Genomic DNA, 22272 nt, shown 5'->3' on the forward strand with positions numbered 1-22272 from the left:
ATTGCGTATGATCGATTGCAACTTTCCGTCCGGGGTTCTGGCAGAGAGCCCCGGGCCTGGACAGTTCCGTCCGCAGGTGGAGAGGGATAGGGATAATGCCGAAGCGTAAATTGGTCCCGGATGTGGTCCGGGAACAGGAAGTCATTTCGTTCAAGCCTGATGACATGGTCGGCGCGGCGGTCAAGGCGATGGCCGATCGCCGGGTGGGTGCGGTGCTGGTGATGGAGGGGAACGGCCTGAAGGGGATCTTCACCGAACGCGACCTGGTCACCCGCGTCGTGGCCGAGGATCTCGACCCCAAGACCACCCCCCTGGGCCAGGTGATGACCGCCGGCCCGGACACCTTGCCGCCCGACGCCATGGCGATCGAGGCGCTCGACCTGATGCGCAAGCACAACTACCGCCACCTGCCCGTCCTCCGCGACGGGGTCGTGGTCGGCATCGTCTCCATCCGCGACCTGTACGCGGCCGTCCATTCCCAGCTCGAACAGGAGATCAAGGAGCGCGATTCGTTCATCTTCGGGCAGGAATACTCGATCGGCGCCTGATCACCGGGTGCTGCGGGATGCCGCATGCGACTTCCGGCCGCATGCGGCATCCCCTCGGATGTTTGACGCGGCGCCGCCGCGCGCCACATAGAGCGGTGGTGCGGAACATCCTGAAATAATCAGATTGGGTTGGAGCCTTGTCCCTAACATATCCGGCGCCCCGGCATGCGGCGCCCGCCGCGGCATCGTCCGCGGATGCCCGGCAAGCCCGGGCCATCGCGGTATGGCTGCTTTTCTGCTGCGGCATGGTGTTCGCCATGGCGGTGATCGGCGCCATCACCCGGCTGACCGAGTCGGGCCTGTCCATGGTCGAGTGGAAACCGCTGATCGGCATGCTGCCGCCGCTGTCGGAGGGCGAGTGGAACCGGGTGTTCGACCTGTACCGGGCGACGCCGGAATACCGCTACGTCAATGCCGGCATGTCGCTGGACGAGTTCAAGCTGATCTTCTTCTGGGAATGGTTCCACCGCCTGTGGGGCCAGTTGATCGGCTTCGCCTTCCTGCTGCCTTTCCTGTGGTTCTGGGCGACGAAGCGCATCCCCAAGGGCCTGATGCCCAAGCTGGTCGGGCTTTTCGTGCTGGGCGGACTGCAGGGCGGGATCGGCTGGTTCATGGTGGTCAGCGGTCTGGTCGACCGGCCTTCGGTCAGCCATTACCGCCTGGCGCTCCATCTCGGCATCGCCTTCCTGATCTTCGCGCTGATGCTGTGGGTGGCCCTGGGGCTGCTCGACCCGAAGCCGCTGTCGGGCCGCAGCGCCGCGGCGCCGTCCCTGAGGCGCCACGCCGGGCTGGCGCTCGGTTTCGTCGCGGTGACGGTCGCCTGGGGCGCCTTCGTCGCCGGGCTTGACGCCGGCATGATCTACAACACCTTCCCGCTGATGGGCGGGCAGCTCGTGCCGTCCGACATGTGGTTCCTCGACCCGGCCCCGCTGAACCTGGTGGAGAACCACGCGGCGGTCCAGTTCACCCACCGCTGGCTCGCCATCGCCACCGGCATCGTGGTGCTGGCCCTGACGTGGCGCGCCGCCCGGACCGACCTGAGCCCGCGCGGCCACAGGCTGGCCTATGCCGCCGGCGCGATGATGCTGCTCCAGATCGTCCTGGGCATCGCGACCCTGCTGACCGTCGTCGCCATCCCGGTCGCCGCCGCCCACCAAGCCGGCGCCCTGACACTGATCGGCCTGCTGGTCTGGTTCCGCTACGAGGTCAGGGCGGCGGGGGCTCCGGAAAGAGCAGCCTGACGCAGCTTCCGCCGCCGGCCCGCCCGGCGACCGTGACGCCGCCGGCATGGATCTCCATCGCCTTGGCCACGATCGCCAGACCCAGGCCGGCGGCGCCGCGGGTCCGCCTGTCGCCTTGCGTGAAGCGGTCGAAAAGACCGTCGCGCAGAGCCGGCTCGATGCCCGGTCCCCGGTCGCGGACCTCGATCACCGCCCCCGGGCCGGCGACCACGGTGACGGCGGTTCCGCGCGGCGTCGCCCGGAGGGCATTCTCCACCAGGTTCCGCAGGGCGCCCGCGATGGCGTCGCGATGCCCCGCGACGGCGGCGGCGCCGTCGTCCTGGAACTCCAGTTCCCTGCCCTGGTCGACCGCCAGCGGGGCCAAGCGCCGGACCGTCTCGCGCCCGACCTCGGCCAGATCGACCCGGGCGGGCGGTTCGGCGGCCAGTCCTTCCAGCTGGGCCACCCGCAGGAGTTGGTCGACCAGCCGGGACATCGCCTGCACGTCCCGCTTGGCCGCCGCCGCGGCCGGCCCTCCGATCCCGTCCAGTTCCAGGAGAAGGACGGCCAGCGGCGTGCGCAGCTCGTGGGCCACGTTGGCGGTGAAGTCGCGCTGGAAGCGAAGGACCTCGTCGGCCCTTCCCAACGCCGCGTTGACCGCGCTCACCAGCGCATGGACCTCCCTCGGCAGATCCTCACCCGCATCCAAGCGCAGGCCGCCGCGCCGCACGTCGAGCTTCCTGGCCTGCCCGGCGGCCCGCCCCAGCGGCAGCAGGGTGCGCCGGACCGCGAACACGTTGACGGCCAGGAGCAGCAGGGCCAGCGGCACCATGGGGATCGCCACATGGTCCATCACCTCGTGCGCCAGCACGCCCCAAGCGGTATGGTCCGGATCGGCGGCGATCGCGACGCAGATCAGGAAACCGGGCTTGATCGCGTCGAAGCGCTGCGCCAGGATGCGGACCTGCCCCGTGCCGTCGGGGATGGTGCGCCAGAACAGGTCGGGTGCGGTGGCGGGTTCCGGCAGCGGAACCGTGAACAAGCCGTCATTCATCCCGGCGACGACGTTTCCCCGGCCGTCGACGATGCGGAAGCCGTAGGCATCGGGATGGCGCCGGTAGCGTGCGGCATGCTCTTCCGGCAGATCGAGCACCGGACGGCCGTCGGCGCCCGCCGCGACATGGTCGGCCAGCCGCTCCGCCTCGCTCGCGGCGACCCGCAGGCCGAGCCGGCTGCCGTCCAGCCCATAGTGGAAGGCGACCAGGACGACCTGGGCCGCCATCACGAGGATCGCCACCACGACCAGGCGTACGGTGATCAGCTGCGCCACCGACCGCCGCTGCCGCGGCACCCCGATGCCGAGCCGGCCGGTCACGCGGCCCCCTCGGCCCGCAGCAGGTAGCCGACTCCCCGCACGGTGTGGATCGCCGCGTCCGCCCCGGCCTCGGCAAGCCGGCGCCGCAGCCGCGAGACGTGGGCTTCCAGCGCGTTCGGCGTCACCTCGTCGTTGAACCCGTAGAGGCTTTCCTCCAGGACCGGGCGCGTCACCACCTGCCCGGCGCGGCGCAGCAGGATCTCCATCAGGTCGAGTTCCCGGCGCGGCGCGTCGATCGCCCGCCCGCCGACGCTGATCCTGCGCGAGACGGTATCGAAGGCCACGTTGCCCGCCGTCAGGACCGTGGCGAGGCAGGAGCCGGGGCGGCGCAGCAGCGCCCGGCAGCGGGCCAGCAGCTCGTCCATCTCGAACGGCTTGACAAGATAGTCGTCCGCCCCGGTGTCCAACCCCGACACCCGGTCGCCCAGGCCGCCCCGCGCCGTCGCGACCAGCACCGGGATGCCCTGGCTGCGGCCCCGGAAAGCCTTGAGCCAGGCCAGCCCGTCCCCGTCGGGCAGGCCCAGGTCGAGCAGGATCAGGTCGTAGTCCGCAGCGGCGACGGCGGCATCCGCCTCCTCCAGGGACCCGAAGGCGTCCACCGCGAACCCGGCGCGGGCGAGCCCGCCGGCCATCAGGCCGGCGAGCCTTTCGTTGTCCTCGACGAGCAGGAGCCTCATGCCGATCCTCAGATCCGTTTCCGGCCGGTGATCATCGCCCGGACCAGGTTCTCGCGATGCCGCACGCTTTCATAGATCGCCGCGGCGGCATGGATCAGGGCCAGCCAGAGTATCGCGTCGGCCGTGCCCTCGTGAAGCTCCTCGACCCACTCGACGCCCCAGAACGCGTCGAGCGTCGCCATCCAGCCGGTGATGCTGACGGCCGCGAGCAGCGCCATCAGCGTGACCATCATGACCGCGGCGGCCGGGTTGTGGCCGAGTTGCCGGGGTTCGCGCCCCCGCAGCAGGAGCGAGACGTACCGGACCAACCGGGCCGGCGTCGGCACGAAGTCGGAGAAGCGGGCATGGCGCGTCCCGACGAAGCCCCACGCGATCCGGACGGCCAGGACCGCCGCGACCGCGTAGCCGATGACCTCGTGGGCCAGCCCGCCGTCCTCGACGATGAAGAGGTTGGCGGCGCATCCCGCCACGACCACCCAGTGGAAGAGGCGGACGACCGGATCCCAGACCATGACCGACCCGTGCCGGATGCCGCCGGCCACGCCGCCGCCGATGCCCGTTCCCGTCATCAGTCGTCGACCTCCGCCTTGACGATCCTGGCATCGATCGGATCGAAATAGACTTCCGCCTTGCGGCCGTCCTTGTCGTAGCCATAGATCTCGTAGCAGTTGCCGCTGGTGGTCTTGAAGGTCCGGATGTCCCGGTACCCCATCTCGGCGATCCTCTGCTTCATGTCCGCTTCGGAAAGCCACTTGTCCCTGGGTTCCTTGGTGCAGTTCGGACCGGCCGATGCCGGGCCGGCCAGCAGGGCAAGGGCGAGCGTGGCGGTGCCAAGCAGGACGGGCTTCTTCATGACGCGTTCTCCTTCCGATGTCGGCGGACCGGGATGGTCCGCGCCGTTGATCGATGAAGGAGACCCTAGGCGCCCCGCCTGACGGCAGCCTGACGAAACCGGGCCTTCAGGCGGAAAGGACCGCCGCGGCACCCGGCCGGAAGAACAGGCCCAGCTGCAGGCTCTCCGCGATGCGCCTCGCCCGCTCCAGGAAGCGGTCGGCCTGCGGCGGCTCGAACAGCTCGGCGACGGTCTCCTCGAACAGGGACAGCCACCGGGCGAACAACTCCGCCTTGATCCCGGGAATGCGCATGTGGGCCTGCATCGGGCTGCCATGGTAGGTCCCGGTCTTCAGCATGACCGAGGACCAGAACCGATACATCGTCCCGAGATGCCGGTCCCATTGGCCGTCCACGACCCGCTCGAACACCGGGCCGAGTTCCGCGTCGTCGCGGATGCGCGCGTAGAAGCGGTCCACCAGGGTGACGATGGCCTCTTCGGTGATGCTGTCGAACCTCATGGCTTCCTCCGGTCTCGGGTCGGCTCCCACCGTAGCCCGCGGGAGATAACATGCACATGGAAAGCATCTTTGTGCGTCGCTAGGTCGCCCCCTGGTTTCCGCTCCCGATATCGTGCAGTGTGCCGTCAACGCCTGGAAACAACCGAAGGGGCCGGCCGATGCCGGAGATCGATCTCGCCGCCTGCGAGGCGCTTGACGCCGCCGACCCGCTGGCCCGGTTCCGCGACCGCTTCGCCCTGCCCGACGGCGTCATCTACCTGGACGGCAACTCTCTGGGCGCCCTGCCCCGGGCGACGGCGGCGCGGGTCGCCTCCGTGGTCGAGGCCGAGTGGGGCCGCGACCTGATCGGAAGCTGGACCGCCCACCACTGGATCGACCTGCCGCGGCGCGTCGGCGACAAGATCGCGCGGCTGGTCGGCGCCGGCCCCGGCGAGGTCAGGGTCGCCGATTCGACCTCGGTCAACCTGTTCAAGCTGATGGCGGCGGCCCTGCGGCTCCGTCCCGGCCGCCGGGTCATCCTGTCCGAACCGGACAATTTCCCGACCGACCTCTACATCGCGCAAGGTCTGGTCGATCTTCTCGGCCAGGGTCACGAGCTGCGGCTGGCCGGGCCGGACGAGCTGGTGGACACGATCGACGGTGACGTGGCGCTGGTTTCCCTGACCCACGTGAATTATCGCAGCGGCCGGATCCACGACATGGCCGACGTGACCCGCCGGGCGCAGGCCGCCGGCGCGCTGACATTGTGGGACCTCGCCCACAGCGCCGGCGCCGTGCCGGTCGACCTCAACGGCTGCGACGCCGATTTCGCGGTCGGCTGCGGCTACAAGTACCTGAACGGCGGCCCCGGCGCGCCGGCCTTCCTGTTCGCCGCCGCCCGCCACCACGACACCCTGGCCCCGCCGCTGTCGGGCTGGATGGGCCACGCCGCCCCCTTCGCCTTCGACGGGCACTATCGCCCCGCCGATGGCCTGGACCGGATGCTGGTCGGCACGCCGCCGGTGATCAGCCTGGCCGCGCTGGAGGTCGGGGTGGACCTGATGCTGGAGGCGGACATGGCGACGCTCCGCCCCAAGTCCATGGCGCTCGGCACCCTGTTCGCCGACCTGGTCTCCGCCCGCTGCGGCACCCACGGCTTCCGCCTCGCCTCTCCGGCCGACCCTTCGGAACGCGGCAGCCAGGTCTGCTTCGCCCACGGGCAGGGCTACGCCATCGTGCAGGCGCTGATCCGGCGCGGCGTGATCGGCGATTTCCGGGCGCCCGACATCCTGCGTTTCGGCTTCGCGCCGCTCTATGTCGGCTATGCCGACGTCTGGCGGGCGGTCGAGCATCTGCGCGCCGTGATGGAGAGCGGCGAATGGGACCGCCCGGAATTCCACCGCCGCGCCGCGGTCACTTGAATCGAAGGCAAGGAGAAACCCTCATGGAAGATTCCGACCACGGGGAATCGGGCGCCCACACCGATTTCAGCGGCGCCATGAGCTACGGCGACTATCTCAGGCTCGATCCCCTGCTGGCCTGCCAGCAGCCGGTGTCCGACCAGCATGACGAGATGCTGTTCATCGTCATCCATCAGGCGACCGAGCTGTGGCTGAAGCTGGCGATCCACGAGCTTCAGGCCACCATCGCCGGGCTGGAGCGCGACGATCTCCAGCCGGCCTTCAAGAACCTCGCGCGGGTCTCGCGGATCCAGAGCCAGCTGATCCAGTCCTGGGACATCCTGTCCACCCTGACCCCGGCCGACTACCTGAAGTTCCGCGACCGGCTCGGCCAGTCCTCGGGTTTCCAGTCGCACCAGTACCGCATGATGGAATTCCTGCTCGGCAACAAGCGCGCCTCGATGCTGGCGCCCCACCGCCACCGCGAGGACCTGCATGCCGGCCTCAAGGCGGCGCTCGAAGGCCCCAGCCTGTACGACGCCACGGTCCGGCTGCTGGCCCGGCGCGGTTTCGCCATATCCCGGGAGGTCCTGGACCGGGACCTCTCGACCCCCCACCGCAGCGATCCCACCGTGCTGTCGGCCTGGCTGGAGGTCTATCGCAACACCCGGCAGCACTGGGACCTCTACCAGCTTGGCGAGGAGCTGGTCGACCTGGAGGACTGGTTCCAGCAATGGCGGTTCCGCCACATGACCACGGTGAAGCGGATCATCGGCTTCAAGCGCGGCACCGGCGGCACCGCCGGCGTCGGCTATCTCCGCCGCGCACTCGACATGACGTTCTTCCCGGAACTGTGGGAGGTGCGGACCGAATTGAATTAGCCGCAGATGAACACAGATAAACGCAGATCCATCTGTTGATCAAGCTCTCGCCGGCCGCAAAGAGTTCATGAACCGGAACCCGTCTGCGTGCATCTGTGGCCCAATCCGAACGTCAGTCGAGCTGAACGTTGATGCCGAACCCGATATACTCCAGCTTGCGGGAGTAGAACTGCCCGTTGGGGTTCGAGCCGTTGTAGTATTCCGCCAGCAGCCGGATGTTCCGGGGTGCCAGCAAGGAGCTTTCGAGCTGGAAACCCGCCTGGAGCGAGAAGTCCATGTCCCAGTCCGCCTCCTCGCGGAACTTCATGTCCACCGCGGCCACCGGGCGCAGCAGGCCGCCGGCATAGGTGTCCCGGCTCTCGTACTCCACGCCGGCCTGGGTGCCCCAGGGCTCCAGGTCCGACGGCTCCTGGTCGAACAGGTAGCTGACCCCGCCATAGACCCGGAACTCGTCGTTGATGTCGTAGGAGGCCAACCCCTCGACAGCCTCGTAGCTCAGGTTGATGCGCCGGGACCGGTCGATTTCCTCGCGCAGCAGATATTCGTCGCCCAGGTGGGAGCTCTGGTGGAAGATCCGCCCGAGGACCGAGAAATCGCCCCGCCGCCACGACACCGGGACGCCGACCCAGTAGTCCGCGTTCACCAGGTCCATGCTGTCGCTGTTCAGGTCGAAGATCGAGAAGACGGCGGCCTGGAAACCGATCTCCCAGCGCCCGCCGAACAGGCTGTTGCGGTACAGGGGAAAGGTCTCGCCGAAGCTGACCGCGCCGGCATGCTCCACGTCCGGATCGTCCAGGTAGTACCGGTAGCTGGCCGAGAAACGCGGCCAGCGGGGATCGGCGATCAGCGGTTCGAACAGGTTGTTGCGCGGCAGGATCTCCGCGCCCTGCGCCACGACCGCGGTGGCCGGGGCGCCGGGAGCGTCGGCCGGCGGCTGTGCCAGCACGGGTCCCGGCGCGGGCACGGGCGGCACGGCCGCCTCGCGCACCCTCACGTCGGAGACGCCGGGAATCTCCGACAGGGCGGTGCGCAGGCGCGGACCGGCGGAGGAGGCGAGGGCTTCGGCATCGACCTGGACCACGCCGCCCGACACCGTGACCTTGGACGCGGCCAGACCGAATTCGCGCTGGACGATCGCGGCGGCATAGCCGGCGATGAAGGCGTCGTCGGGCGCCTGGGCGGATGCCGGATTCCCGCCGGCGACTCCGGACAAGGCGGCAAGGCAGAGGACGGACGCCAGGCCATGGCGTCGGATTTGGGACGGAATCACGGGCTTTTCTTCTCCGGCTTCGACGAGCCGCCTTTCACCACGGCGGAAAGGAGGCTGCGGCGTGGAAACGCGCGAGACCGCTCCTTGGCTCCCTCGTGTCCGGAAAAGTTACCACCGGGGCCGGGAAGAAACGAAAAACGCCGCGATCCGAAGGATGCGGCGTTTTCGAACGAACGTCGGAAAGGTTGGGAAGGCCGTCAGGCGGCCTTCTTGACCTGGGCGGCGTCCGTGAACGACTTGACGAGCTGGTCGACGAAGGCCGGCAGGCTGTCGAGGCCGTCGGCGGTGACCAGGGCCTTGTCGAGGGTGATCGGCTCCTCGCTCCACACGGCGCCGGCGGCTTCCAGGGACTCGCGGACCGTCTCCGAGGCGGTGACGGTGCGGCCCTTGACCTTTTGGGCCACGGCCAGGAGGCTGACGCCGTCGTCGATCGCCGCGACCGGCTTGCCGCCGTCCATGAAGCTGCCGATGATCCGGCGGACATGCGGATTTCCGGCCAGCTTCGCGACGCTGCGCTCGCCGCCGGGCAGGATCAGCATGTCGAAATCGGCTGCCAGAACCTCGGCGATCTGCTGATCGACCGGGAAATAATGCCCCCAGGCCTTGCCATGCCAACCGTTCACCAGACCCTGCTCAGGCGAAATCACCTTAAGGCTGGCACCGGTCTTGAGCAGGGCGCGCTGGGGCTCGGTCATTTCGGTTTCTTCGAAACCGTTAGCCACCAGGATGGCGATGGTCTTACCCGCGAGCGGCTGATCCATCAAAGCAATCCTCCATTGGTTGTGTCGTGTGACGTCGGACGCTTCGGCCCGCCGCGGCTGCGACAACCCGGCGAACCACGTCGGCAACTGTAGAAATCGCAGCGAGGTCCGCCGTGAAGCGGCTCGATCCACCGACCCCTCACCTGAACGGATCTGAAGCGGGCTCGGCCAACGCGCGAGATGCAGATGCCTGTGAGACGGTCTGTCCCGGAAGGGGCGCGACCGTAGCCGGGGCGCAAAGGCACCGTCAAGCTTTTCGAAGCATGAGGGTTAAGTGGCGGCTTTCCTGCGCCAAGTCAATGTTTAATTCCGCAGCGCAACCGATGGGTACCGGCCGCCGCCCGGCCGGTAGTGGCCCAATGCCGCCATGACCAACTCATCCGCTCCGGACCCTGTGATTGGCGGGTCGGGCGACATGATTTCGCACATACGAGGTACGCGCCTTGCGCAAGCCTGGAAGACGGCGGCTGGAGAGCCGCGGGGCGCGCAGAGACGAGGCCGGACGGAAAAAAGCGGCGGTGAGGGATCTCACCGCCGCCAGTCTGCTCCAACACTGGGATGGGAACGGTGCTGCCGCGCCGTCAGCCTTCCTGCGCGATGGTGAAGCGCATGTGGCAGTTGCTGCGGGTCGCCTCCGCCTGGGCCTGCCACTTGGACCGGGCCTTCTCATAGCTGTCGAACGGTCCGAACATCTTCTGGGTGCCGTCCTTCATCTCGGAGAAACGGGTGTCCTTGTACTCGCCGCCGACGACCCAGAAACGATTGTTGCTTCCCATGACACTCTCCATCGCTCTCGTAGGGTTGAAGTCTCTCAGGGTGAAATCCGGTGATGCGCTCCGGGCGGAGCGGATCAGTGGAACTGGTCGCTCTCGGTGCTGTCCTTCATCGCGGTGGTCGAGGACTTGCCGCCCGACACCGCGACGCTGACCGCGTCGAAATAGCCGGTGCCGACCTCGCGCTGGTGCTTGACCGCGGTGAAGCCCTCCTTCTCGGCCGCGAACTCCTTCTGCTGGAGCTCGGAATAGGCCGCCATGCCGCGCTCCTTGTAGCCGCGCGCCAAGTCGAAGGTGGCGTAGTTCAGGCTGTGGAAGCCCGCCAACGTGACGAACTGGTACTTGTAGCCCATGGCGCCGATCTCCTGCTGGAAGCGGGCGATCGTGGCGTCGTCCAGGTTGGCCTTCCAGTTGAAGCTGGGCGAGCAGTTGTAGGCCAGCATCTTGCCCGGGAACTCCTTGTGGATCGCCTCGGCGAACCGGCGGGCGTCCTCCAGGTTGGGCTTGCTGGTCTCCCACCACAGCAGGTCCGCATAGGGCGCGTAGGCCAGGCCTCGGGCGATGCAGTAATCGACGCCGACGCCCTTCTTGATGCGGTAGAAGCCTTCCGGCGTGCGGTCCTCGCGGTCGATGAAGGGGTGGTCGCGCTCGTCGATGTCGGACGTGATCAGCTGCGCGCTCTCCGCGTCGGTGCGGGCCATCAGCAGGGTCGAGGTGCCGCAGACGTCGGCGCCCATGCGGGCGGCATTCAGCGTCCGGACGAACTGCTGGATCGGCAGCAGCACCTTGCCGCCGAGATGGCCGCACTTCTTCTCAGACGCGAGCTGGTCCTCGAAATGGACGCCCGCGGCGCCCGCCTCGATCATGGCCTTCATCAGCTCGAAGGCGTTCAGCGGCCCGCCGAAGCCGGCCTCGGCGTCGGCGATGATCGGCGCGAACCAGTAGGTGCCGGACTTACCTTCCATGTGGTGGATCTGGTCGGCGCGCTGGAGCGCGTTGTTGATACGCTTGACCACCGACGGGACGGAGTTGGCCGGATAGAGGCTCTGGTCCGGGTACATGGATCCGGCCAGGTTGGCGTCGGCCGCGACCTGCCAGCCGGAGAGGTAGATCGCCTCCAGCCCGGCCTTGACCATCTGCATGGCCTGGTTACCGGTGAAGGCGCCCAGCGAATGGACGTAGGGGCGGGTGTGCAGCAGCTCCCACAGGCGCCGCGCGCCCAGTTCGGCCAGCGTGTACTCGATCCGGACCGAGCCGCTCAGCCGGGCCACGTCCTCCAGGGTGTAATCGCGCTTGATGCCGTTCCAGCGTTTGGCGTGGATTTCTTCGACGGCGTTGAAGCCGGTGCTGTGGTCGAGCGGTGCCATGGTCGCGATCTCCTTCTTATACCCTTCTCCGGGGCCGGTGCCCCTGCCTGCATCGCTTCGGAAGGTGCGGTGCAGCGATGAACAACAGGTATCGCTATAATGCACGGCGAGCAATAAGTGCCTGATTGTAAAAGGGTAATCCTGTAAAGGTCAGTTACTCGCTTGCCGTAAATTCGTAAAGCTTGTAAATTTTGCGGCACTGCGGCGAAGACGGGGGACGGCCGGTGGGAGCGGACAAGAAGGCGATGCTGGGGCACAAGGTCCGCCGGCTGCGGCGCGACCACAACCTGACCCAGGCGCAGATGGCGGAGCAGCTCGGCATCTCGGCCAGCTACCTCAACCTGATCGAGCACAACCAGCGCCCGGTGACGGTCCAGCTCCTGCTGAAGCTGGGGCAGGCCTTCGAGATCGACCTCCAGGCCTTCGCCGAGGACGAGGAGAGCCGGCTGATCGCGGGGCTGCGCGAGGTGTTCGCCGACCCGCTGTTCGCCGGCAGCGACGTCAAGAACTCCGATTTCCGCGAGCTGGCCGCCGTCGCCCCGACCCTGGGCCAGGCGGTCGTCACGCTCTACCAGGCCTACCGCGAATCGCGCGAGGACATCGAGGCGCTGGCCGGGCGGGTGGCTGACCGCGACAAGCTCCAGGTCGTCCAGGCCGCGGCCTTCCCGGTGGAGGAGGTCCGCGATTTCTTCCACGCCCAGGGCAACCATTTCCCCGAGCTGGAAAGTGCCGCGGAGGAGTTGTGGAGCGACCTGAAGGTGGAGAGCGGCGACCTTTACCGCGGCCTGACCGACTTTCTCAGCCGCGCCCACGGCGTGCGCGTCAAGCTGATGCCGATGGACGTGATGGGCACCGGCCTGCGCCGGTTCGACCGGCACAGCCGACGCATCCTGCTGTCGGAGATGCTGCCGCCGAGCGGCCGCAATTTCCAGCTCGCCTGCCAGATCGCCCTGCTTCACCACCGCGACCTGTTGGACCGCCTCGCCGCCGGAACGTCCCTCTCGGGCGACGAGGCGCGGCGGCTGACCCGCATCGGGCTGTCCAACTATTTCGCCGGCGCCGTCCTGATGCCCTACGACCGCTTCATCGAGGCGGCCCGGTCGGTCCGGTACGACATCGAGATCCTGGGCCACCGGTTCGACGCCAGCTTCGAGCAGGTCTGCCACCGGCTGACCACGCTCCAGCGGCCGGGCGCCAAGGGCGTGCCGTTTTTCTTGATCCGGGTGGACAACGCGGGCAACGTCAGCAAGCGGTTCAGCGCCGGCAGCCTGAACTTCGCGCGGTTCGGCGGCGCCTGTCCGCGCTGGAACGTCCATGACGCCTTCCGGTCGCCGGGGCAGATCATGACCCAGCTGGCCCGGATGCCGGACGGCACGACCTATTTCAGCATCGCCCGCACGGTGGACAAGAGCGGCGGCGGCTGGCGCAGCCCGCCCCAGCAGTTCGCCATCGGGCTGGGCTGCGACGTCGCCCATGCCGGGCAGCTGGTCTATGCCGAAGGCGTCGACCTGGACAATGTCGGCGCCGCGACGCCGATCGGCGTCAACTGCCGCCTATGCCCGCGCCTGGACTGCAGCCAGCGGGCCTTCCCGCCGCTGAACCACCGCCTGATCATCGACGAGAACCAGCGCGGCCTGTCCACTTACTTCTTCATACCGGGCCAGCAACAGACGGAACTTTGACGCACCTTGGCAGGTTGAAAGAGCGAACCAGTCTTTTAAAGTGCAGTCTTCAGTTTCAGACTTTGACCAAAATTGTCGCACATGGTAATTTTTTGCCTGAAAAACTGCTTATATTCCTCGAAATTCAGTCTTTTGTTTGACGTGTCAATAACCACTTTGCACCTTCTCTTGGGGCACGACATATAAATCCTGGTATCGAAGCAGCCAATATGGTCTTCAACCGTTCATGATGCCTGATGAAACTATTGCAGGAACTTGGCTCCGATGACGGTCAACGACAGCGATACCGCTCGGCCCCTCGGTGCCGAACGCTTCAATAAGCCATTCTATCGCCTGCTGATGGCCCTCGGCCTGTTCGAGCCGTCCCGCAGGGTGAACCGCTGGTTGTACCGGGTCCGCACCCAGCGGCGGGCGCTGGCCGGCCAGGGCCTCGTGCCCGAGCAGAAGCTCACCGCCAGCTTCGTCGACGCCATCGAGCGCCTGCGCGGCCTGAACGGCGGCAAGCCGATCGGCGACTACATGGAATTCGGCGTCTGCTACGGCTCGTCCATGGCCTGCATGCACGACGCGCTGGCCCGGACCGGCACGTCCGGCGTCCGCCAGTTCGGCTTCGACAGCTTCGAGGGGCTGCCGCCGGAGACCGACCATCAGGACAACCAGCTCTGGAGCAGCGGCCAGCTCGCCTCGTCGATCGAGTTCGCCCGCAAGCTGCTGACCCGCCGCGGCGTGGACTGGAGCAAGACCTTCCTGATCAAGGGCTGGTTCAAGGACACGCTGACTCCCGACCTGGTCGAGCGGCACGGCATCCGCCATGTCGGCATCGCCATGATCGACTGCGACATCTACACCTCGGCCCGCGATTCGCTGGCCTTCGTCGAACCCCTGGTCGGCGACCACGCGGTCTTCCTGTTCGACGACTGGCACGCCGGCGGCCTGGCGGAGCAGAACCTGGGCGAGAAGCGCGCCTTCGACGAGTTCCTGCGCCGCAACCCGGACATCACGACGACCCAGCTGCCGGCCTATGACGAGAATTCGGCCGTGTTCCTGCTGACCCGGACCAAGGCCCGGCCGAACGCCTGACGGCAGGCCGGAGCCCCCGCCGGGACCGGTGCCGGGCGGGGCCGTTTTTCAATGCCGGGTGGCGGCGATTTCGTGTAGATATCGCCGCCATGCGTGTCCCCGTCCTACTGGCCGTGCTGGCCGTCGCCGTCCTGGGCAACTTCGCCCTGTGGGCGCTCCCCAATCGTCCCCAACCGCTCGAGCCGCCTCCCGGCGGCAAGCTGCAAAGCGTGTCCTTCGCGCCGTTCCGCGACGGGCAGAGCCCGCTGACCATGGTCTACCCGACGCCGGCCCAGATCGAGGAGGATCTCCGCCTGCTGAAGGACGAGGTCACGGCGGTCCGGACCTACACCAGCCGCGAAGGGCTGGAGAACGTCCCGCCGCTCGCCCGCAAGTACGGGCTCAAGGTGATGCAGGGCTCCTGGATCGGGCCCAAGACCGACCTGAACGAGGAGGAGATCGCCGCCCAGATCCGCCTCGCCAACGAGTATCCCGACGTGATCGACCGCGTGATCGTCGGCAACGAGGTGCTTCTGCGCGGCGACCGCACCGTCGAGCAGCTCGTCGACTATATCCGCCGGGTCAAGGCCCAGGTGGAGCAGCCCGTGACCTATGCCGACGTCTGGGAATGGTGGCTGAAATACCCGCAGATGGCGGACGAGGTGGACTTCATCACCATCCACCTGCTGCCCTACTGGGAGGACGTCCCGGCCGGCGTCGAGGGCGCCGAGGAACGCATCCTCGAAGCCTACCGCGAGATCCACGAGCGTTTCCCCGGCAAGCCGATCCTGGTCGGCGAGGTCGGCTGGCCGACCGCCGGGCGGACCCGCGGCCCGGCCGAGACCGGGCTGGTCAACAAGGCCCGGTTCGTCAACCTGTTCGTCCGCATGGCCGAGCGGGAGGGCTTCCAGTACAACATCGTCGAAGCCTTCGACCAGGGCTGGAAATCGGCCAACGAGGGCACCGTCGGCGCCAACTGGGGCCTGTTCTCCACCGACCGCGACCGCAAGTTCTCGCTCGCCGGGCCGGTCGTCGAGAATCCGGACTGGATGCGCCACTTCGCGCTGTCGAGCGGCCTCGCGGTGGTGGCCGTACTGGCCGCCGCGGCGGCGGTGCCGGGGCTCGCCGGCTCCCTGCGGCCCGGCCGCGCGCTGGTCCTGGCGATCCTGGCCCAGGGCATGGCGAGCGCCCTGGTCCTGGCCGGGCACGTCGCCTGGACCCAGACCTATTACCCGTTCGAAACCGTCCGCGCCGCCCTGCTGTTCGCGCTGGAGGTCGTCCTGGCCGCGGCGATACTCGAATCGGCGGCCCGCCTCCTGGCGGACCCACGGGACGGGAAGGCCGGGATGCTGGCCGGCGCCGGCGCCGCGGCGGCCTGGATCATGGCGGCGGTGGCGGTCGTCGCGACCGCGCTGCTGATCTTCGACGGGCGCTACCGGGACTTCCCCGTTCCCGACTACCTGGTCCCGGGCTTGGCCCTGCCGGCGCTGGGGCTGGTCCGCCTCGCCCTCCAGGGCGGCGGGCTGCACTCGCTGACGGTACGAGGCGCCCTGGGCGGCGCTTCGGCGGCCTTGTCGTCGGTCCCGGCCGGACGGGCGGCGCTCGCCCTGGCCGTGCTCCTGCCGCTCGGCGCCGCGGGCATCGTGATTCGGGAAGGCACCGTCAACACGGAGGCGATGGCCTGGGCGGGGCTCCTGGTGCTCACCGCCATACCCTACGCGGCTGCAATCGCGGCGGCCCGCAGCAAGGTTTCGTCAACCAAAAGCATTTTATCAGCATCTCGTTAACCATATGAAAACCCGGCCCGCCCACCCTGTGCTCCGAACTTTGGGAGTAAGGAGGGGGCCGGGATGCCTCATCGGGTTAATACGAAATCGCCGGCGCGGCTGCTGGCCGGCGTCGTCGCCATCGCCCTGGGTTGTTCGGCATCGTCCCGGGCCGACCCCGCCATCGATCCGGCCGACCTGAACAACGCGGTGATCGCGGCCGGACAGCAGACCCGCGCCGTGATCAACCGGCTCAACGATCTCCACGCATCCCATGCCGGCGGCGCGCCCAACGGCGGCAACCGCGCCGAACGGCTCAGGCTGGAACTGGACGAGAAGCAGGTGCCGCTACGTGCCTTCTCGCGCTTCATGCCGCCGGCCCTCAAGGATTCCCGCACCGGCCCGGTCGGCACCTTCTTCAGCGGCAGCGCGCGCCTCGCGAAGAAGGCCGGCCGGCACGAGCGCGGCGGCACCATGCTGGAGACGCCCGGCCTGACGGCGGGGGCCGACATGCAGGTCGGCGACCACAGCTCGATCGGCGTCGCCGGCGGCTATGTCGCGACGGCGGAGAAGCTGTCGGGCCGCAGCATCGCCGTCTACGGCGCCCACATGGTGAAGCCCGGCCTGACGCTCGACGCGGTCGCCGGGACCGGCGACCTGTCCTTCGCGACCGGAGGGGCCGACCTGATGTTCGGCGGCCTGGGCCTCCGCAACGAACTTCGGCTGGACGGCGGCCTGATCCTCGCCGCCACCACCCGCTTCAACTATGCCGCGGCCGAGGGCGGCGACTCCGACGCCGACAGCGAGCTCGCGACCGGGACCGTCGGGGTGCAGGCCAGCTACCGCATCGATTACCTGTGGGGCACGCTGATGCCGCGGGCCGGCATCGAGCATATCCACGAACTGGCCGACGCGGCGGTGCAGCCGACCGAGACCAGCATCCGCTTCGGCCTCACCGCCCACCACCGCGACGGCGGCATCCTGACGATCGACCACTCCACCACCCAGGCCCGGATCCATACCCTGCGGGCGGCGCTGAAGGTCAAGTTCTGACGGAACTGCCGCAGCCTCCGCCCGTCAGGGCGAGGGAGACAGGCGTCCCGGGGGCCGCCCCAGCTTTTCGCGCAGCAGTTCGGCGGCCCCGGCCATGCCGACCAGGGCGACGATCCGCGGCATCAGGGTGCGCAACTCGGAGAACCGCCGCTTCCGGAAGGCCGCCATCGCCTCGTAGATCAGCCCTTTGGCCAGCGAAACCCGGATCTGCCGGCCTATCCGCCCCCTGCACGCCCGCGCGAGCCGGCGGCAATGGTCGGTGTCGATCTCGCGCAGCGCGGTGAAATGGGTCAGCGCGCCGATCAGGATGCGGCGCTCGGCGGCGGTCAGCTCCTTCCCGTTCCTGACGATCCAGGCCAGGTCCTGCCCGGCCTTGTCCGGGACGACGTGCCGCGTCGCGATCGCGAAGCGCTGGATCCGGGCGGTCTGCTCGCTGTAGGCCCTGGATGTCGGGACATAGCGGTCCAGGGGCAGCCCGTCCAGCAGCTCCGAGATGAAGATCCTGTTGTAGCGGCTCCACGCGACGGAAGGGTCCGCGCCGCTGAGCGACTGGGCCAGGGTGCCGCGGGTCCCCGGGTGCCGGCGCTGGATGAAGGTGGGCTCCTCGATCCGCGCCGGCGGGTAGTGGCGCGCGAGCTTCAGCATGATGTCGTAGTCTTGGCACCGGACCAGCCGTTCGTCGAACAGTCCGACCCGCACCAGGCACTCGGTCCTGGCGACGACGGCCGGCTGGCCGTAGACGAAGCAGTGCTCCATCATCCGGATCAGGAACTCGTCCGCCTTCGCCGGCCAAAGCCTCGCCTCGTACTCGACGGCGATCCGGCCGTCGGGTCCGGAACGTCCCACCTGGACCGCGCTGTAGGTGAACCCGGCCTCGGGGTTCCGCTCCAGGGCGGTCAAGTGGCGGTCCAGCGCGTCGGGCAGCGCCACGTCGTCGTCGTCGAAGACCCAGATGCAGTCGCCCCTAGCCAGCGGCACCGCCCTGTTGATGGCCGTCGACTTGCCGCCGTTCGGCTTGGAGACGACTTCGATCCGGCCCGAATAGGCCTCCAGCACCGCCAGGGTATCGTCGGTCGAGCCGTCGTCGACCACGATGACTTGGTCCGGCGCCCTGGTCTGGCCCAGTATGCTGTCGATCGCATCCGCGATGTAGCCCGCCCGGTTGAAGGTGGGAATGATCACGGTGCAGGTCAGGCGCTTCATCTCCCGGTTCCCGTTCGGCCGATCCGTTCGGGTGGGGCTCCGGTCGGCCGCCGCCGGGATATCCTCACCCATGGGAGTCACTGTACATGGTCATCGGTGGTCCGGCACGGTGGGATCGACCGATTCGTCCCGGGTCCCTCAAGCCAGCCTGGCGTCCAGGGTGATCTCCGTCGCCGCCAGCGCCTTGGAGACGGGGCAGCCGGCCTTGGCTTCCTCGGCCTGCTTCCGGAATCCCGCCTCGTCGATGCCGGGGACCTCGGCCTCGCAGACCAGGTCGATCCGGCTGATCCTGAACCCGCCGTCCGCCTTCTCCAGGTGGACCTTGGCGGTGGTCGAGACCCGCTCCGCCGGATGGCCGGCGCCCGCGAGCCCATGGGCCAGCGCCATGGAGAAGCAGCCGGCGTGGGCCGCCGCGATCAGCTCCTCGGGGTTGGTGCCGCTGCCCGATTCGAAACGCGACGGGAAGGAATAGGCGCTGTCCACGACGCCGCTGCCGGTCCTGATCCGGCCGGTCCCGTCCTTGAGCGCGCCGCGCCATTCGGCTTCCGCCGTCCGCACTGCCATGATCGTCCTCCGTCGATAGGGGTCCGTGCCTGCAGAACACGCCGGCGGGCGTTAAGGTCCCGCCTCTTCCGGGCCGGCCCGTTTCACGATGTCACGCCCTTACATCCTGCTTGGCGGCGCGGGCGCGCCTGGATCATCGTCGGGCGGTGATCGTCCGTCCGGAGCATCATGCCTCAACGAGCGGCCTTCCCCGTCGGTTCGACGGTCCCGCGGGCCGCCGCAGCCCTGGCTGCGGCGCTGATGGTCTGCGTCTGCCTGCTTGCCGCCTCGGCCGGTTCCGCCCAGGCGCAGAACGCCGCCCGGACGGTCATGCTGGTCAACGAGATGGATGTCTACGCGCTCGGACGCGACATGGAGCTGTTCGAGGACCCGACCGGCCGCCTGACCATCGACCGGGTGGCTACCCCCGAGTTCTCGCACCGCTTCCAGCCCGGCCGGGCGGACGAGCCGAATTTCGGCCTGACCCGGTCCGCCGTCTGGGCGAGAGTCACCCTGAACAGCATCCTGGCGGTCCACCGGGACTGGTTCCTGGTGTTCCGCGAGGCCCTGGTCGACCGGGTCACGGTCTATGTGCCCCGGCCGGACGGCGGCTGGACGGCGCTGGAGGGCGGCATGCTGGCATCGCGGAGCTATTTCCGGCTGGCCCACCGCTATCCCGTCTTCCCCCTCTGGCTCCAGCCGGCCGAGCAGCCGACCCTCTATGTCCGGGTGGAGAACCGCGGCACGCTGACGATCCCGCTGGTCATCCAGTCCGTGGCGTCGCTCTACACCTCCGACCGGTCCGAGCAGCTCCTGTTCGGGACCCTGTTCGGCATCCTGATGACGGTCTGCGTCTACCTGTTCTTCATCTGGCGGGTCATGCGCGAGCGCTGCCAGCTCTACCTGATCCTGATGCAGCTGTCGGTCACCTTCTACATCGCCTCGGCGAACGGCTTCCTGGCCGAGTACCTGTGGCGCGGCATGCCGTGGTGGACCGGCTATTCGGTGCCGCTGTCGATCCTGCTGGCCATGATCACCGGCATCCTGTTCGCCGACAGCTTCCTGGCGGTCCGGAGACACATGCCGGCCTTCTACCGCGTGCTCCGCCTGCTGGTCCTGACGCTGGCGTCCCTGGCCGTGCTGGCGGCCTTCGACCGCCTGCTCGTCAACAGGCTGCTGCCGTGGTGCGTGATCGGCATGGTCGCGGTGTTCCTCCATGCCGGGCTCGGCGCCATCCGCCTCAAGGTGGACGGCGGGCCGGTCTTCCTGGTCGCCTTCTCCGCCCTGCTGGGCGGCGGCTTGGCGCGCAGCCTGGTCAGCCTCGACCTGCTGCCGGCCAACCTGCTCACGTCCAACATGTTCGATGCCGGGGCCGCGGTCTCCTCCGTGGTCTTCGCGGTCGGCATCGCGGGTCAGTTCAAAACCCGGCAGGAGGAGAAGGAGCGCGCGCTCCGCCTCAGCAACGAGCGGTTCGCCCTGGCCGCCGACGGCGCCAGCGCCGGCCTGTACGACTGGGACCTGGTCACCGGCACCGTTTATTACTCGCCCCGCATGGCGGAGCTCTACGGCGGCCCGGCCGCCGACCTGGGCACCTCGGCCGAGGCCTGGACGCGGCAGATCCATCCCGCCGACGCGACGCGGGTGCGCCGCGCCTACCGCGCCTTCCTGAAGAGCCGGTCGAACACGGTGGCCCTGGAATACCGCCTGCTGTCGCGGGACGGCAGGATGCGCTGGGTCTCGACCACGGGGGCCGCGGTGCGCGATCCGCGCACCAACTGGGTGCTCCGGGTCGCCGGCTCGACCGCTGACATCACGGAGAACAAGCGGGCGGAGGAGAGCCTGCGGGCGTCGGAATCGCTGAAGGCCGCGGTCATCGCCTCCTCCCTCGACTGCATCATCACCAGCGACGCCGAGGGCCGGATCATCGAATTCAACCCGGCGGCCGAGCAGACCTTCGGCCATGACCGGGACTCCGTGCTGGGCAGGCCGCTGGGCGACATCATCATGCCGGTGCTCCAGCGCGCCCGCCACACCGCCGGCATGCGGCACTATTTCGACACCCGCGAGCGCCACCTGCTCGGCCGCCGGGTCGAGGTCGAGGCGATGCGCTCCGACGGCACCGTGTTCCCGGTGGAACTGGCGGTCAACGAGGTCAAGGCCGGCGGGCAGGCGGTCTTCACCGCCTTCGTCCGCGACATCACCGAACGCCGGCGCGCCCAGGCCCAGATCGCCAGCCAGCGCGAGGCGCTCCTCCAGTCGGAGAAGCTGGCAGCATTGGGCTCGCTGCTGGCCGGCGTGGCGCACGAGCTGAACAACCCGCTGTCGGTGGTGGTCGGCCAGTCCGTCCTGCTGGAGGAAACCGCGCCGGACGACCCGACGGCCCAGCGCGCCCGCAAGATCCACCGCGCCGCCGATCGCTGCGCCCGCATCGTCAAGACCTTCCTGTCCCTGGCCCGGCGCAGCCCGCCGGAGCGGCAGGAGGTCGACCTGAACGAGATCGTGCTGGCCGCGGTCGAGCTGGTCGGATACTCGCTGCGCACCGACGGGATCGAGCTGGCCCTTGCCTTGTCGCCCGCGCCGGCCCGGCTGTGGGGCGATGCCGACCAATTGAACCAGGTGGTCACCAACCTGGTGGTCAACGCGCGGCAGGCGCTCCAGGGGGCTCCCGGACCGCGGCGGCTGGAGGTCTCGGTCGTCCGCGTCCCCGGACCGCCGGTGATCCGCCTGACCGTGGCCGACAACGGTCCCGGCGTGCCGGCCGGCATCCGGACCCGGATCTTCGACCCCTTCTTCACGACCAAGCCGGCCGGGATCGGCACCGGGGTGGGGCTGTCCATGTGCCACAACATCATCGACAGCCACGGCGGCACCATCGCCCTCGGCGAGACGCCCGGCGGCGGCGCCACCTTCGCCGTCGAGTTGCCGGCGCGCGATCCGGCCCCGGCCCCCGCGCCCGAGCCGCCGCAGGCCCCGGCGGACGTCCGGCCCCTGAACCTGCTGATCGTCGACGACGATCCCGAGATCGCCCTGACCCTCGCCGAGATGCTCCAGCCCGACGGCCACTGCATCTCCGTCGCCCAGAACGGCGCGGAGGCGCTGGAACGCCTCGCCTCGGATCCCTGCGACCTGGTGATCAGCGACGTCCGCATGCCCGGACTGGACGGTCCCGGCCTCTACCGCGAGCTGGAGGCCCGCCATCCCCACCTGCTGGGGCGCATCGTCTTCGTTACCGGCGACACGCTGAGCGACGCCGTGCGGGACTTCCTGGGCAGGACCGGCGTGCCCGTTCTCGAAAAGCCCTACGAGCCGGCGGACCTGAAGGCGATGGTCGCCCGGCTGGTCGGCGAGCCGTGACCGACCGGG

General features: G+C 68.7%; 20 protein-coding genes. 9 read left to right on the forward strand and 11 right to left on the reverse strand.

Going from position 1 to position 22272, the window contains the following annotated elements:
* Positions 1-95 precede the first annotated feature (95 nt).
* Both JL101_RS23875 and JL101_RS23880 read left to right on the forward strand, forming a co-directional pair.
* The gene (locus JL101_RS23875) at positions 96-548 is read left to right on the forward strand and encodes a CBS domain-containing protein (protein WP_203098051.1); all 453 of its coding nucleotides are present in this window, start codon (positions 96-98) and stop codon (positions 546-548) included.
* 137 nt (positions 549-685) lie between these two features.
* Positions 686-1789 carry a COX15/CtaA family protein gene (locus JL101_RS23880; RefSeq protein ID WP_228435122.1) on the forward strand — a complete coding sequence of 368 codons (1104 nt, stop codon included), beginning with the start codon at positions 686-688 and terminating at the stop codon, positions 1787-1789.
* Here the strand turns inward: JL101_RS23880 and JL101_RS23885 are convergent.
* From JL101_RS23885 to JL101_RS23905, 5 genes are all read right to left on the reverse strand, one after another.
* Complete coding sequence (locus tag JL101_RS23885; protein ID WP_203098052.1) at positions 1755-3143, reverse strand: sensor histidine kinase; 1389 nt, start codon at positions 3141-3143, stop codon at positions 1755-1757. The two genes, JL101_RS23880 and JL101_RS23885, sit on opposite strands and share 35 nt — an antisense overlap.
* Complete coding sequence (locus JL101_RS23890) at positions 3140-3820, reverse strand: response regulator (RefSeq protein ID WP_203098053.1); 681 nt, start codon at positions 3818-3820, stop codon at positions 3140-3142. The genes JL101_RS23885 and JL101_RS23890 overlap by 4 nt, the downstream gene beginning before the upstream one ends.
* An 8-nt stretch (positions 3821-3828) precedes the next feature.
* Positions 3829-4389, reverse strand: a complete 561-nt coding sequence (locus JL101_RS23895; protein WP_203098054.1) for a cytochrome b/b6 domain-containing protein — start codon at positions 4387-4389, stop codon at positions 3829-3831.
* Entirely contained in the window at positions 4389-4673 is a 285-nt protein-coding gene (locus JL101_RS23900) for a PepSY domain-containing protein (protein ID WP_203098055.1), read from the reverse strand. The genes JL101_RS23895 and JL101_RS23900 overlap by 1 nt, the downstream gene beginning before the upstream one ends.
* Before the next feature lie 106 nt (positions 4674-4779).
* Positions 4780-5172 (reverse strand): group III truncated hemoglobin, encoded by a 393-nt coding sequence (locus JL101_RS23905; RefSeq protein WP_203098056.1) that lies wholly within the window; start codon positions 5170-5172, stop codon positions 4780-4782.
* Between the two features lie 158 nt (positions 5173-5330).
* On the opposite strand from JL101_RS23905, the gene kynU reads away from it, so the two are divergent.
* Both kynU and kynA read left to right on the forward strand, forming a co-directional pair.
* Positions 5331-6572: a kynureninase gene (gene kynU / locus JL101_RS23910; RefSeq protein ID WP_203098057.1), complete on the forward strand. Its 1242-nt coding sequence runs from the start codon at positions 5331-5333 to the stop codon at positions 6570-6572.
* A 23-nt stretch (positions 6573-6595) separates the two neighbouring features.
* Positions 6596-7432, forward strand: a complete 837-nt coding sequence (gene kynA / locus JL101_RS23915; protein ID WP_203098058.1) for a tryptophan 2,3-dioxygenase — start codon at positions 6596-6598, stop codon at positions 7430-7432.
* A 112-nt stretch (positions 7433-7544) separates the two neighbouring features.
* Here the strand turns inward: kynA and JL101_RS23920 are convergent, their stop codons facing one another.
* From JL101_RS23920 to aceA, 4 genes are all read right to left on the reverse strand, one after another.
* Positions 7545-8702 (reverse strand): DUF1207 domain-containing protein, encoded by a 1158-nt coding sequence (locus tag JL101_RS23920; RefSeq protein ID WP_203098059.1) that lies wholly within the window; start codon positions 8700-8702, stop codon positions 7545-7547.
* 197 nt (positions 8703-8899) lie between these two features.
* Positions 8900-9463 (reverse strand): DJ-1/PfpI family protein, encoded by a 564-nt coding sequence (locus JL101_RS23925; RefSeq protein WP_201076800.1) that lies wholly within the window; start codon positions 9461-9463, stop codon positions 8900-8902.
* A 581-nt stretch (positions 9464-10044) separates the two neighbouring features.
* Positions 10045-10239 (reverse strand): DUF4170 domain-containing protein, encoded by a 195-nt coding sequence (locus JL101_RS23930; protein WP_203098060.1) that lies wholly within the window; start codon positions 10237-10239, stop codon positions 10045-10047.
* 74 nt (positions 10240-10313) lie between these two features.
* Positions 10314-11603: an isocitrate lyase gene (aceA, locus tag JL101_RS23935; protein ID WP_203098061.1), complete on the reverse strand. Its 1290-nt coding sequence runs from the start codon at positions 11601-11603 to the stop codon at positions 10314-10316.
* Between the two features lie 245 nt (positions 11604-11848).
* Between aceA and JL101_RS23940 the strand changes: the two genes are divergently transcribed.
* The 4 genes from JL101_RS23940 to JL101_RS23955 all read left to right on the forward strand — a co-directional run bounded on the left by JL101_RS23940 (position 11849) and on the right by JL101_RS23955 (position 17163).
* A complete protein-coding gene (locus JL101_RS23940; RefSeq protein WP_203098133.1) occupies positions 11849-13285 on the forward strand; it encodes a helix-turn-helix domain-containing protein in 1437 nt (478 codons plus the stop codon).
* A gap of 264 nt (positions 13286-13549) precedes the next feature.
* Positions 13550-14365, forward strand: coding sequence for a TylF/MycF/NovP-related O-methyltransferase (locus JL101_RS23945; protein ID WP_203098062.1), 816 nt, complete (start codon positions 13550-13552; stop codon positions 14363-14365).
* Positions 14366-14454: 89 nt separating this feature from the next.
* A complete protein-coding gene (locus tag JL101_RS23950) occupies positions 14455-16131 on the forward strand; it encodes a glycoside hydrolase family 17 protein (RefSeq protein ID WP_203098063.1) in 1677 nt (558 codons plus the stop codon).
* A gap of 63 nt (positions 16132-16194) precedes the next feature.
* Positions 16195-17163 (forward strand): autotransporter outer membrane beta-barrel domain-containing protein, encoded by a 969-nt coding sequence (locus JL101_RS23955; RefSeq protein ID WP_203098064.1) that lies wholly within the window; start codon positions 16195-16197, stop codon positions 17161-17163.
* 24 nt (positions 17164-17187) lie between these two features.
* Here the strand turns inward: JL101_RS23955 and JL101_RS23960 are convergent, their stop codons facing one another.
* Both JL101_RS23960 and JL101_RS23965 read right to left on the reverse strand, forming a co-directional pair.
* Positions 17188-18366: a glycosyltransferase family 2 protein gene (locus JL101_RS23960; protein WP_203098065.1), complete on the reverse strand. Its 1179-nt coding sequence runs from the start codon at positions 18364-18366 to the stop codon at positions 17188-17190.
* A gap of 138 nt (positions 18367-18504) precedes the next feature.
* On the reverse strand, positions 18505-18930 hold the full coding sequence (locus tag JL101_RS23965; protein WP_203098066.1) for an OsmC family protein: 426 nt from the start codon (positions 18928-18930) through the stop codon (positions 18505-18507).
* A 168-nt stretch (positions 18931-19098) separates the two neighbouring features.
* Here JL101_RS23965 and JL101_RS23970 point away from each other — a divergent pair, with 168 nt between their 5' ends.
* Positions 19099-22263, forward strand: coding sequence for a PAS domain S-box protein (locus JL101_RS23970; protein WP_203098067.1), 3165 nt, complete (start codon positions 19099-19101; stop codon positions 22261-22263).
* Positions 22264-22272: the final 9 nt, after the last annotated feature.

It is taken from the genome of Skermanella rosea, from assembly GCF_016806835.2.
Lineage (GTDB): Bacteria > Pseudomonadota > Alphaproteobacteria > Azospirillales > Azospirillaceae > Skermanella > Skermanella rosea.